Below are 11,913 nucleotides of genomic sequence, written 5' to 3'. Positions count from 1 at the left end.
CGGGTCCGAAGCCGTGCGGACTAGAGGTACAGGCCCGTGGAGACCTCGACCCGTTCTGCGGCCACGGCGTGCAGGTCCTTCTCACGCAGGATGACGTAGCTGTGGCCCTGGATCTCCACCTCGTGTCGGTTCTCCGGCGCGAAGAGCACGTGGTCGCCGGTGGTCACGTGACGCACCTCGGGCCCCGTTCCCAGCACCTCCGCCCAGACCAGCCGGGACGCCATCTCGGCCGTCGCGGGGATCAGGATCCCGCCGGCGCTGCGGCGCTCGGAATCCGCGTCCGGTCGCACGATCACGCGGTCGTGCAGCATCATGATCGGCAGGGTGCCACTGGTGAGATCAGCCACGGTCACCCAGCCTAGTCGCCGCGTACCGGCCCGCCGCCGCGGCGGCGAGGAACGGGGCGGGATCCTGGTCGTGGCCGCGGCCCATCGTGCTCAGCCGTACGGGCGAGGTGGCGAGCGCCTCGTCGAGGCCCGTGACGGGCTCGGTCACGAGGGTGTGCCGGTCCGGGAGCGTGCCCGCCTGCCGGTGCACGAGGTCACCGAGCCCGCCCGGCAGGTCGGGCACGACGATCGTCGCCGGGGCGAGCGCCACGCGCCCGTACGCGGTGAGGGAGTGGTGGGAGATGCCCCGATGCCGCTCGCGTGGGTCGGCGCCCGAGACCCGCAGGCTCCCGATCGGTCGGCCGCCGAGGACCGCGGCGGCGTTGAGGACATCGCCCGCGTGCGTGCCGGAGAAGCCCCACCGGGTGCCGGTGCCGAGGTTTCCCGGCCCTTGGGCCACGATGGCGAGATCGGCGCCGGCCACGTGCCGGGCGGCGAGCAGCCCGGTGTGGACGTTCACGGCCTCGAGGTCGCCCCCGTAGGCCTGCCCGACCGTGATGACCGAGGCGATCCACGCGGCCTCCCGCAGGGCGCTGATCGTCCGGGAGAACGCGGCCGGCAGGGCGCCGCCGTCGGTCATGACGTAGACGATCCGTGCCCGAGGGGCGCGGGCCCGCACGCCCGCCGCGATCGCGGGGAGGGCCGAGTGGAGATCGGCCGTGATCACGGGCAGGCCGCCGAGGTCGTCGGCGGTGGCGAGCACCTCGTGATGGGGGGACTCCTGCTCGTCGACGCCGAGCCGGACCGTCTGCATCGGGGTATAGCGGGCCTTGACGATGTGACCCGGGCCCGGCGGCGGGTCGGCCGGGAGTCGGTCGGGGATCGCCACGACGAACGCGAAGCCCCCCGTTCCCAGCCCCTTGGCGAGCGCCGCCGCGGACAGCAGCACCCGCTCGCCCACGCGGGCCACCCCCACGAGATCCGTGTAGGCGAGCGCGCGCACCGGCGTGCCGTCACCGAGTTCGGCCCGCAGCTGCTGCACCCCGGGCCAGCCCTCGTCCTCGGCCCGGACCGTCGCCTCTCGCCAGATCATCATGCCTCGCAACGTACCGTGCCCGCCCCGTCCCATGCTGCGATCCGGCCCGATCCGGCCCGAGCGTCTCCAGCCGGCCCGATCCGTCCGGTGCGCCGGTGCGGCTAGGCTGACTCCCATGAGAACGCCGGGCCGTCCGGGGACCGAGGAATGACGGCAGTCCCCGCCCACGAACGCCTCCTCGACCTCGTGATCGCCCTGACGCAGGCGCGCCCGATGATGACCAAGGAGCAGATCCGTCGGCGGGTGCGCGGCTACGAGGGCTCCGGCGAGGGCGGCGGTCGTGCGCAGGAGGCCTTCGAGCGCAAGTTCGACCGCGACAAGGAGACCCTGCGCAGGCTGGGCGTTCCGCTGCTCACCCTCACGAGCGTCGTCCACGAGGACGAGGTGGGCTACCGGATCGACATGGACGACTACGAGCTGCCGCGGGTGCGGCTCACCACGGCCGAGCTCGGCGTGCTCTCGCTGGCGGCCGAGGCCTGGCAGGACTCCCAGGTGGCGCGATCGGCGCGGCGCGCGCTCACGAAGCTGCGCGCCCGCAGCCCCCAGGAGGCCGGGGAGACGGGCCCGGATCCGTCTCCATGGCTCGCCGGGGCGGCGGTGCTGTCGGCGCCGCAGGAGTCCCTGGCCGACCTGCTCGGGGCGATCACCGACCGGGTCGCGGTCACGTTCTCCTACCACGCCGCCCGCACCGGACGCACGAGTGGGCGACGGGTCGAGCCGTGGCGCATCGTCGCCCGCGAACGCGGCTGGTACCTCGTGGGGTGGGACCGTGACCGGGGCGACCGGCGAACCTTCCGGCTCTCCCGGATCGAGGGGGCCGTGACCCGCCTCGCCGACGGCGCGCCGATCGAGATTCCCCCCGCGCACGTGGACCCGGCGGAATCCGGCGGGTCTCCAGGGTCCACAGGGCCTACTCGGTCTGCTCGGTCTACCCTCGTGACGGCGGAGCTCGCCGTCCGTACCGATCGGGCCGGCCGCCTGCGCGCCGCCGGGCGCGTGACCGGACGACTCGGCGGGAGGGCGAGCGATCCCGAGCGGGACGGCGCCGGCGAGGAGCGGGACGTCCTCGAGATCGAGGTCGCGGACCCGGAGACCTTCGCGGGCGAACTCGCCGGCTACGGGGACGCCGTCGTCGTCCTCGCCCCCGCCGACCTGCGGGCAGCCGTGCTCGCGCGGCTCCGGGCGGTCGCGGGCCTGGCGGAACAGGCGGGCGAGGCGCCGGCCGAGGGGAGCGCGTCATGACGGATCACGCCCCCGACCGGCTGGCCCGCCTGCTCGCGCTCATCGCCTACCTCGAGGAGAACCCGGGCGTGCCCGTGGCCCGGGTCGCCGAACACTTCGGCGTGCGCGAGCAGCAGGTGCTCGAGGACGTGAACACGCTGTGGGTCAGCGGCGCCCCCGGCTACCTGCACGGCGACCTCATCGACTTCGCGGCCGACGAGTACGACCACGGCGTGCTCACGCTCACGGACGACCAGTCGATGTCCACCCCGCTCCGACTCGATCCGGCGGAGGCCGTCGCGCTCCTCGTGGCCCTGCAGTCGCTGGCCGCCGTCATCGGGGAGAACGCGCTCGTGGCCTCCACCTCCGTCAAGCTGCGCGAGGCCGCGGGCGACGCCGCCCGGCTGACCGAGGCGGTCCGCATCGACGGCCCCGAGCCCGCCGAGCATCGCGGCCTGCTGGCCACGGCGATCTCCGCCGACCGGCGAGTGCGGCTGCGCTACCTCTCCGCCGCCGACGAGGAGACCGAGCGGGACGTCGACCCCCTCACGCTCCTGACCGACGGGCAGCACTGGTACCTCGACGCCTGGTGCCACCGGGCCCGCGCGCCCCGGCAGTTCCGGCTCGACCGAATCCTCTCGGCCTCGGCCCTGCCGGTCCCGCGCGCTCGGCACGCCGGACCTGCTGGGCATGCCGGGCGGCGCGGCCCGGGGGCCGCCGGCGACCAGGTCGCCCTGCGACTGGCCGGCCGGGCGCGCTGGGTGGCCGATCAGGTGCCGCACACCCGGGTCGACGACCACGACGACGGCTCCTTCACCCTCCACCTCGGCGTGACCGACCCCCGCTGGCTCCGGCGGCTGTGTCTCGAACTCGGCCCGCTGCTCCTGGGCGTCGGCCCAGGGCCCGTGGCGCGGGACGTGGCGGGCTCGGCGCGGGCCGCACTCGAGGCCTACGCCGCGTTCGAGCGCCCCGACGCGGCCGGCGAACAGCGCCCATAGGGGCCCATAGGGGGGCCCATAGGGGCCCATCGGCCAGGTCACGGTTGGGCCGCAGATGCGTGCCCCGTTCACCCGCGGTGGAACGCGTGCTCATCGCTGGGTTAACCTGTGCGGATGCAGTGGGTCATCGTCTGGAGCGTGCTCGTCGTCGCCACGCTCGCCGGTGCCACGTGGCTGGCCCTGCGGCTCTATCGGCAGGTCCGACGCTTCCTCGCCCAGTTGCGGGACACGACGATCGTGCTCGAACGGCTCGAGGAGCGGATCGAGGAGCTGACCGAGCTACGCGGCCCGGATCCCGCGTTCACCCCGGATCTGGCGGCGAGCCCGGAGCGGCGGATCCGGCTGCGTGCCCGGATCGAGGAGAACCGCGCGCGGCGCCGCCGGCGCACGCAGGAACGACGCCGCCGGACGCTCACCCGCTGGCAATTGGAACGCGTGGTCGCGGCGCGACCGGACCCGCGGTCTAGAATGAACCACACACCTTCCACACAAGGCGGAGAATAGTCATGGGTCTGAAGAATCCAGTCATCTGGCTCGTCCTCATCGGGATCGTCATCGTGCTCTTCGGCGCCTCGAAGCTGCCCGACATCACCCGGAACGTGGGCAAGTCGCTCAAGATCTTCAAGCAGGAGGTCCGCGAGCTCAAGGACGACACGAACGTGAACACGGGCACCACCGGTTCGACCGCGGCCACGCCCCCCGTGGTCGAGGGAACCGCGTCCGCCCCGTCGCCGCAGGCCGCTCCCGCACAGCCCGAGCAGCCGCCGGCCGCGCCGCATCCGAGCACGCCCCCCGCCGACACCAACCGGTAGTCGTCCGTGGCCCAACGTCCCGGACTCTCCCGCAAGGGAAATCCGGAAGGAAAGATGGCGCTGGGCGACCATCTGCGGGAGCTGCGGCGGCGCTTCATGCTCGGCGCGATCGGCCTCGTCGTCGGCGCCGTCATCGGGTGGCTCGCCTTCGACCTCGTCTTCGCGATCCTGCAGGAGCCGTTCGACAAGCTGAACGACCGGGGCCTGGTCGCCAAGCTGAACTTCACCGCGATCGCCTCGTCCTTCGACCTGAAGATCCGGATCTCCCTCTTCGTCGGCACGCTCGTGTCGGCCCCGTGGTGGCTCTACCAGATGTGGGCCTTCATCACCCCGGGCCTGACCAAGAAGGAACGCCGCCGCACGATCGCGGTCGTGGCGGCCGGGGTGCCGCTGTTCCTCGCCGGTGCGACGATGGCCTGGCTGGTCCTGCCCAAGGCCGTGGCGATCCTCACGCAGTTCACCCCCGAGGGCGTCGTCAACTTCATCGACGCGAACGTCTACCTCAAGTTCGTCATGCAGTTCGTGCTCGCCTTCGGGGCTGCCTTCCTCATGCCGCTGTTCATGGTCGTGCTCTCGGCCATGGGCATCGTCAAGGGGAGGACCTGGCTGCGCGGCTGGCGCTGGGCGATCCTGGCGATCTTCCTCTTCTGCGCGATCGCGACGCCGACGACCGACGTCGTGTCCATGTTCATCATGGCCTCGCCGATCATCGCCCTCTACTTCATCGCGGTCTTCTTCAGCGTGCGACAGGACAAGCGGATCGCGAAGCGCCGGGCCGCGCTCGACGCCGAACTGGCCGCCGAGGACGAGTCGGCGGGTTCGGCAGGGTCGGGGGAGCCTGCGGAGACCATCGGGGCGAATCCGGCGGATGTGACAGACCGGTCCCGATGAGGCGATCGCACCGGTTGGGTGTGATCGTCAATCCGGTCGCCGGCCACGGCCGCGGCCGCACCGGCGGGCACACCGTGCTGACCGAACTGGCGCGATGCGGCTACGAGGTCGTCGACCTCTCCGGGCAGAGCGCCACCGACGCGCTGCGTCATGCGCACTCCGCCCGGGCGGACTACGACGCGCTCGTGGTCGTCGGCGGGGACGGGATGGCCCACCTCGGCTTCAACGCCGTGGCCGGCACGCCGACCCCGCTCGGTCTCATCGCCGTCGGCTCCGGGAACGATCTCGCCCGCAGCCTCGGGCTGCCGATCCACGACGTGCCCGCGGGCATCGCCCTCATCGGCGCCGCCCTGAGCGGCCCGCCGCGGCGCATCGACGCCATCGAGACCACCGTCGCGGCGCCGCACCCAGCGCGCGTCTCGACGCGGCCGGACGGGCTCGACTGGGCCGCGGCGATCGTCTCGGCCGGCTTCGACGCCGCCGTGAACGACCGGGCCAACTCCTACCGCAGGCCCCGGGGCGGGGCACGGTACGTGCGTGGGGTGCTCGCGGAGCTGCGCACGTTCCGACCCTACGGCTACCGGCTCACGATCGACGGCGCCACCCGGGAGTTCGACGGCGCCCTCGTCGCCCTGGCGAACGGTCGCACCTTCGGCGGAGGCATGGCGATCGCCCCGGACGCCCGCCTCGACGACGGGCTCATCGACGTCGTCATCGCCCGCGACATCGGCCGGGCCGAACTCCTGCGCGTGTTCCCGCGGGTGTACCGGGGCACCCACGTCGATCACCCCGCCGTGGAGGTCCTCCGGGCCCGGCACGTGCGGATCGAGGCGATCGAGGGCCATCCCAGCCCGGTCCCGGTGGCCTTCGCCGACGGCGAACCCCTGGGGGCCGTGCCCCTCGAGGCCACGATCCGGCCCGGCGCCGTGCGCTTCCTGGGACCCGGCTGAGGTGGGCACCCGCGCGCCGTAGGCTGACACCATGACCTCCCCGGCAGAACGCTACGCTGCATCGCGCTCCCGCTCGAGTCGGTCGAAGCGCTTCGAGCTCGGCTACTCCTTCGCCCTCGACGAGTTCCAGCGGGACGGCTGTCGGGCGATCGACGAGGGCCGCGGCGTGCTCGTGGCGGCCCCGACCGGCGCGGGCAAGACCGTGGTGGGCGAGTACGCCGTCCATGCGGCGCTGGCGACGGGGCGCAAGGCGTTCTACACGACGCCGATCAAGGCGTTGAGCAACCAGAAGTTCGCCGACCTCACCGCCGTGCACGGGGCCGAGAACGTCGGCCTGCTCACGGGGGACACGTCGATCAACGGTCAGGCACCGGTCGTGGTGATGACCACCGAGGTCCTGCGGAACATGCTCTATGCGGGCTCGGATGCGCTGCGCGGGCTCGGCTACGTCGTCATGGACGAGGTGCACTATCTGGCGGACCGGTTCCGCGGGCCCGTCTGGGAGGAGGTCATCCTCCATCTCGCGGACGACGTGCAGCTCGTCTCCCTTTCGGCCACGGTCTCCAACGCCGAGGAGTTCGGGCAATGGCTCACCGAGGTCCGCGGCGACACGGCGGTGATCGTCTCCGAGCACCGGCCCGTGCCGCTGTGGCAACACGTGATGGTCGGGTCCCGGCTCGTCGACCTGTACGCCTCCGAGGTCGACCCGACCGCACCGGGGGTCAACCCGCCGATCTCACCGGATCTCGTCGAGGCCATCCGGGACGCGGAGAGCTCCCGTCCAGGCTCCCGCGGCGGCGGCCCGGGCCGGCGGGGCTCCGGCGGCGGGCACCGGCGGGGACAGCGCGGCGGACACCGGCCCTGGCAGGTGCGCCCCGCCCCGCGCTCGATCGTCGTGGACCGCCTCGACCGGGCCGGACTCCTGCCCGCGATCGTCTTCATCTTCTCCCGTGCGGGCTGCGACGCCGCGGTGCTGCAACTGCTCACCTCGGGCGTGCGGCTGACGACGCCGGCGGAGCAGGACCGGATCGAGGAGATCCTCGCCGAGCGGACCGCGGCCCTCCCGCGGGAGGATCTCGAGGTGCTCGGATTCTGGAGCTGGCGACAGGCCCTGCTCGCGGGCGTCGCCTCCCACCACGCCGGCCTCCTGCCGGTCTTCAAGGAGACAGTCGAGACGCTCTTCACGGCGGGGCTGATCAAGGTCGTCTTCGCCACCGAGACCCTCGCCCTCGGCATCAACATGCCGGCGCGCAGCGTCGTGCTCGAGAAGCTCGACAAGTGGGACGGCCAACGCCACGCGGACGTCACGGCGGGGGAGTACACCCAGCTCACGGGCCGGGCCGGCCGGCGGGGGATCGACGTCGAGGGGCACGCGGTCGTGCTCTACTCCTCCGGGATGGACCCGGTGGGCATCGCCGGGCTCGCGTCCCGACGGACCTACCCGCTGCGGTCCGCCTTCCGGCCCACGTACAACATGGCCGTCAACCTCATCGACGCCACGGGGGCGGCCCGGGCGCGAGAGACCCTCGAGACCTCCTTCGCCCAGTTCCAGGCCGACCGGGCCGTGGTCGGGCTGGCGCGGCAGGCGCGCGCGCACACCGAGGCCCTCGAGGGCTATGCCGAGGCGATGTCGTGTCACCTCGGCGACTTCGGAGAGTACATCGAGCTGCGCGATCGCATCAGCCGACGCGAGAAGGAGCTCTCCCGCTCCCGATCCCGGGAGCAGCGGGAGGCCGTGGCGGAGGCGGTCGCCGGGTTGCGCCGGGGCGACGTCATCCAGCTGCCCGGCGGGCGCCGGTCCGGGCATGCGGTCGTGCTCGAACGCCCCGACCGCGCCGACCTCGACGGGCCGAGCGTGCTCGTGCTCACGGACGAGTCCCGGGTCCGCCGCCTCGGTGGCGCCGAGCTCCCGTACGGCACCCGCGCGATCGCCCAGGTGCGCATCCCCAAGCAGTTCAACCCGCGTCGTCCACACGACCGCAAGGATCTCGGCGCGAGCATGCGGGCCGCGCTCGGCGCCCTCGCCCACGCCGCTCCCGGCCCCGAGCGGCTGCCCTCGAGGGCCGGCTCGGACGACGACCTCGCCCGCCTCCGGGCGGCGCTGCGGGCCCACCCCTGCCACGGCTGCGCCGAACGGGAGGACCACGCCCGGTGGGCGCAGCGATGGCACCGGCTCAAGGTCGAACACGACAAGCTCATGCGCCGGATCGAGGGCCGCACGAGCTCGATCGCCCGGGACTTCGACCGCGTGTGCGAGGTCCTCCTCGCGCTCGGATACCTCGACGACTCCGGCGCCGAGGAGGAGCCGGCGGGCGCGGGCGGGCTGACCGTGACCGAGCAGGGGCGGCGGCTGCGCCGGATCTACTCCGAGCGTGACCTCATCGTCGCCGAGAGCCTGCGCGGACGATTCTGGCAGGACCTGGACGCCCCGGAACTCGCGGCCGTCGTCGCCGGGGTGCTGTACGAGGCCCGCGGGGACGAGGTCTCCCCGTTTCCACCCGTCCCCGGTGGCCGGGAGGGGCAGCTGGGCCGGGCGCTCCTGCGGACCGTCGCGGTGAGCCACGACGTCGCCGCGCTCGAACGCGGCACGGGACTGACGGCCGGGGACCCGCTCGATCTCGGGCTCGTGCTCCCGATGCTGCGCTGGGCCTCCGGCGGCGGACTCGACAGCGTGCTCAGCGGCGCCGACCTCGCCGCGGGTGACTTCGTCCGCTGGGCCCGGCAGGTGCTCGACCTGCTCGACCAGCTCACCCTCACCGCCCCGACCGCCGCGCAGCGCGACCGGGCCCGGGCGGCCATCCGGCTCGTGCGCCGCGGGGTCGTCGCCCAGGACGTCTTCGGCTGAGCCCGCCGGCCCCGACACGGACCGGCGGCCGCCGTCGGGTGCGCGTGCCTCCTGGGTGAGAATGGGGGCATGACTCTGCTGCTACGCAACGGCACCATCCACTCCGTGGGCGACCCATTCGCCACCGCGGTGCTCATCGACCGGGGCACGATCGCCTGGATCGGCCAGGAGAGCACCGCCGACACGCTGGCGGCGGAGACCGTCGTCGACCTCGACGGCCTGCTGCTGACCCCGGCCTTCGCGGATGCGTGGGCGCCCGCGGGGGAGGGCGCGGTGCCCCCGGGAGTCGTCGCCGCACAGGTGGCGGCGCCGGCCACCCTGGCCGCGCCGGGACTCGAGGTGACCGAGATCGCCGCGGTCCACGTGCGGGAGGCGGGAGCCCTCGGCGCCGCGCTCGAGCGAGCGAGCGCCGGCCCCGTGGCCGGAGGGCCCCCGCGGCTGCACCTGCCCGGATCGCTCACCCTGACCGACGGCGACGTCGAGGCGATCGTCCGCGCGCACGCCGTCGTCGTCACCGCGGCAGCCGACGGCGGATTCGCCCTCCCACTCGCCCGCCTCGTCGCCGAGGGGGTGCTCGTCGCCTTCGGAAGCGGCGGCCGGGACTGGCACGATCCGTGGTCGACCATCACGGCGGCCGTGAGCACCGGACCCGCACCGCTGACGGCCCGGGCGGCCTTCAACGCCCACAGTCGTCAGGTCTGGCGCCTCGGCCCGCCCGCCGCGATTCCGCGGGGCACGATCGCCGTCGGCTCTCCCGCCTCGGTGGCCGGCTGGGCCGTCGAGGCGCTCGCCGTGCAGACCCCGGACGAGCGGGTCGCGTCCTGGTCGACCGATCCGCGCGCGGGCACGCCGCTGCTCCCGGCGCTCGGCCCCGACGAGGTCCGCCCCGTGCACGCCTTCACCCTCGCCGCCGGCGAGGTCGTCGCGTGGGACGAGTCGATCCTTCCCCGTCCAGCCTGACACGCCGACGGGGCCCAAGTCACCCGCGCCGATCGTGGGCGTCTGACCTGCGCAGACGTTGCTGACCTGCACGAACGCGGGTTTGTGTGAAGCCGGTGTCGTCGGTATCTTCGTGAGGCGTGGCTTCGTCAACGAAGCACGGGCCGGCCGGATCCGCGAGTTCCATAGAAAACGTCCACGGCAGCGCCGTGACGGACCGAAGGACGCGCGGACCGGCCGGGCCATCCTCGCCGCGCCACCCCGCGTCCGATGCGTCGCGACGGCACCGTATCCTGGAGCATATGCACACTCCGCGCCGCCTCACCACCCTCGTGTCGGCGGCCCTCGCCGGAGTGCTCACGGACGCGGCGTTCCCGCAGCGGAATCTGTGGCCGCTGGCCCTCGTGGGGATGGCGATGCTCTTCCTGGCCCTGCGCCGGGACTCGGCCCGGTGGTCCGTCCTGGTCGGCTTCACGTGGGGCGTCGGCTTCTTCCTGCCCCATCTGTGGTGGGCGCGCGAGGCGGTCGGGCCCGTACCCTGGATCGCGCTGTCGGTCGCGGAGAGCCTGATCATGGCGGCGGGCTGCGCCTGTTACGCGTGGATCCGGCGGATGCCCGGGCTGCGCCGGGGCGGCCTCCTCGCCGCGATCGCCTTCGCCGCCGCCTGGACGAGCGCCGAACAGGTGCGTCAGGTCTGGCCCTTCGGCGGGTTCCCCTGGGGGCGGCTCGCGTTCTCCCAGACGGACGGCCCGCTCCTGGCACTCGCCGGAGTGGTGGGCGCCATCGGCGTGTCCTTCGTCGTCGCCCTCCTCGGCGGCGTCGCCGGGGTCGGCTGGCAGGCGGCCCGCCGGTTCGATCTCGTGCGGGTGCCGGCGGCCGTGCTCATCCTCGCGCTCGGGCTCGGGGCCCCGCTGCTCATCGGCCTCGACACCCGGGCAGAGGCCGGCACCCTGCGGGTCGGGGCCGTGCAGGGGAACGTGGCCGAGCCCGGGCTGGACGCGTTCGGCGAGGCCCTCCAGGTGACCACCAACCACGTCCGCGGCACGCAGCGGCTCATCGCCGAACACGGACCGGTCGACCTCGTCGTGTGGCCCGAGAACGCCGCGGACCGCGACCCCCGCTCGAACCGGCAGGCCCGCGCGCTCGTCGAGGAGGCGGCAGCGAGCGCCGGGGTCCCGATCCTGGTGGGCACGGTGCGCTACACCGACGACGCCCGCTACAACGAGATGCTCATCTGGGATCCGGTCACCGGGGCGGGGGACGCCTACGCCAAGCAGATCCCGGCGGCGTTCGCGGAGTACATCCCGATGCGCTCGATCGCCCGGAAGTTCTCCGCGGCGGTCGACCTGGTCCAGGTCGACATGGCCCGGGGCACGGAGGTGGCGAACCTGACCGTGCCGCTGGCGGACCGTTCGGTCGACGTGGGAACGATCATCTGCTTCGAGGTCGCCTACGACTCGGTGGCCCGCGACGCCGCCCTCGCCGGCGCGGAGTTCCTGCTCGTGCCGACGAATAATGCGACGTTCGGGTACACCTCGGAATCGACCCAGCAGTTCGCGATGTCCCGGTTCCGGGCGGTCGAGCACGGCCGGGCGGTCGTTCAGATCTCCACCGTGGGCGTCTCCGGGGTGATCATGCCCGACGGGTCCGTCTCGGAGCAGACCGGGCTGTACACGGCCGAGGAGTTCGCGGCCGACCTTCCGCTGCGCACCTCGATCACGCTCGCCGACCGACTGGGCGACGCCCCCGTCGTCCTGCTGCTCGCGCTCACCGGGATAGGGTTCACTCTGGGAGTGGTCTCCCACCGCCGTCACCGCTGAGGAAAGGCACGGACT

General features: G+C 73.4%; 11 protein-coding genes. 9 read left to right on the top strand and 2 right to left on the bottom strand.

Features of this window, described 5'->3' with window-relative positions; all coding sequences use genetic code 11:
• Window positions 1-20 precede the first annotated feature (20 nt).
• Complete coding sequence (locus tag GCG21_RS04725; protein ID WP_255475302.1) at window positions 21-347, bottom strand: co-chaperone GroES; 327 nt, start codon at window positions 345-347, stop codon at window positions 21-23.
• The gene (locus GCG21_RS04720; protein WP_152818130.1) at window positions 340-1,422 is read right to left on the bottom strand and encodes a DUF3866 family protein; all 1,083 of its coding nucleotides are present in this window, start codon (window positions 1,420-1,422) and stop codon (window positions 340-342) included. Before GCG21_RS04720 ends, GCG21_RS04725 begins: the two co-directional genes overlap by 8 nt.
• A gap of 147 nt (window positions 1,423-1,569) precedes the next feature.
• On the opposite strand from GCG21_RS04720, the gene GCG21_RS04715 reads away from it, so the two are divergent.
• The 9 genes from GCG21_RS04715 (at window position 1,570) to lnt (ending at window position 11,898) form a co-directional block, all read left to right on the top strand.
• Complete coding sequence (locus tag GCG21_RS04715) at window positions 1,570-2,664, top strand: YafY family protein (RefSeq protein ID WP_152818129.1); 1,095 nt, start codon at window positions 1,570-1,572, stop codon at window positions 2,662-2,664.
• On the top strand, window positions 2,661-3,641 hold the full coding sequence (locus GCG21_RS04710; RefSeq protein ID WP_152818128.1) for a YafY family protein: 981 nt from the start codon (window positions 2,661-2,663) through the stop codon (window positions 3,639-3,641). Before GCG21_RS04715 ends, GCG21_RS04710 begins: the two co-directional genes overlap by 4 nt.
• 114 nt (window positions 3,642-3,755) lie before the next feature.
• Complete coding sequence (locus GCG21_RS04705; protein ID WP_152818127.1) at window positions 3,756-4,145, top strand: hypothetical protein; 390 nt, start codon at window positions 3,756-3,758, stop codon at window positions 4,143-4,145.
• A 2-nt stretch (window positions 4,146-4,147) separates the two neighbouring features.
• Entirely contained in the window at window positions 4,148-4,453 is a 306-nt protein-coding gene (tatA, locus tag GCG21_RS04700) for a twin-arginine translocase TatA/TatE family subunit (RefSeq protein WP_152818126.1), read from the top strand.
• A 54-nt stretch (window positions 4,454-4,507) separates the two neighbouring features.
• On the top strand, window positions 4,508-5,344 hold the full coding sequence (gene tatC, locus GCG21_RS04695) for a twin-arginine translocase subunit TatC (RefSeq protein ID WP_152818125.1): 837 nt from the start codon (window positions 4,508-4,510) through the stop codon (window positions 5,342-5,344).
• Window positions 5,341-6,294 carry a diacylglycerol kinase family protein gene (locus tag GCG21_RS04690; RefSeq protein ID WP_152818124.1) on the top strand — a complete coding sequence of 318 codons (954 nt, stop codon included), beginning with the start codon at window positions 5,341-5,343 and terminating at the stop codon, window positions 6,292-6,294. The genes tatC and GCG21_RS04690 overlap by 4 nt, the downstream gene beginning before the upstream one ends.
• A 31-nt stretch (window positions 6,295-6,325) precedes the next feature.
• A complete protein-coding gene (locus tag GCG21_RS04685) occupies window positions 6,326-9,139 on the top strand; it encodes an RNA helicase (RefSeq protein WP_152818123.1) in 2,814 nt (937 codons plus the stop codon).
• A gap of 69 nt (window positions 9,140-9,208) precedes the next feature.
• On the top strand, window positions 9,209-10,099 hold the full coding sequence (locus GCG21_RS04680) for a hypothetical protein (RefSeq protein WP_152818122.1): 891 nt from the start codon (window positions 9,209-9,211) through the stop codon (window positions 10,097-10,099).
• A 281-nt stretch (window positions 10,100-10,380) separates the two neighbouring features.
• Entirely contained in the window at window positions 10,381-11,898 is a 1,518-nt protein-coding gene (gene lnt, locus GCG21_RS04675) for an apolipoprotein N-acyltransferase (RefSeq protein WP_152818121.1), read from the top strand.
• The last annotated feature ends 15 nt before the right edge of the window (window positions 11,899-11,913 follow it).

It is taken from the genome of Pseudactinotalea sp. HY160, from assembly GCF_009372055.1.
In the GTDB taxonomy this organism is placed as follows: domain Bacteria; phylum Actinomycetota; class Actinomycetes; order Actinomycetales; family Beutenbergiaceae; genus HY158.
The sequence above is the reverse complement of the archived record's forward strand: the minus strand, read 5'-3'. Positions and strand labels throughout refer to the sequence as shown.

Excerpts from the sequence above, each read along its gene's own strand:
- GCG21_RS04720 (WP_152818130.1), bottom strand. The coding sequence starts at position 1,422 with ATGATGATCTGGCGAGAGGCGACGGTCCGGGCCGAGGACGAGGGCTGG.
- GCG21_RS04715 (WP_152818129.1), top strand. The coding sequence starts at position 1,570 with ATGACGGCAGTCCCCGCCCACGAACGCCTCCTCGACCTCGTGATCGCC.
- GCG21_RS04710 (WP_152818128.1), top strand. The coding sequence starts at position 2,661 with ATGACGGATCACGCCCCCGACCGGCTGGCCCGCCTGCTCGCGCTCATC.
- GCG21_RS04705 (WP_152818127.1), top strand. The coding sequence starts at position 3,756 with ATGCAGTGGGTCATCGTCTGGAGCGTGCTCGTCGTCGCCACGCTCGCC.
- tatA (WP_152818126.1), top strand. The coding sequence starts at position 4,148 with ATGGGTCTGAAGAATCCAGTCATCTGGCTCGTCCTCATCGGGATCGTC.
- tatC (WP_152818125.1), top strand. The coding sequence starts at position 4,508 with ATGGCGCTGGGCGACCATCTGCGGGAGCTGCGGCGGCGCTTCATGCTC.
- GCG21_RS04690 (WP_152818124.1), top strand. The coding sequence starts at position 5,341 with ATGAGGCGATCGCACCGGTTGGGTGTGATCGTCAATCCGGTCGCCGGC.
- GCG21_RS04685 (WP_152818123.1), top strand. The coding sequence starts at position 6,326 with ATGACCTCCCCGGCAGAACGCTACGCTGCATCGCGCTCCCGCTCGAGT.
- GCG21_RS04680 (WP_152818122.1), top strand. The coding sequence starts at position 9,209 with ATGACTCTGCTGCTACGCAACGGCACCATCCACTCCGTGGGCGACCCA.
- lnt (WP_152818121.1), top strand. The coding sequence starts at position 10,381 with ATGCACACTCCGCGCCGCCTCACCACCCTCGTGTCGGCGGCCCTCGCC.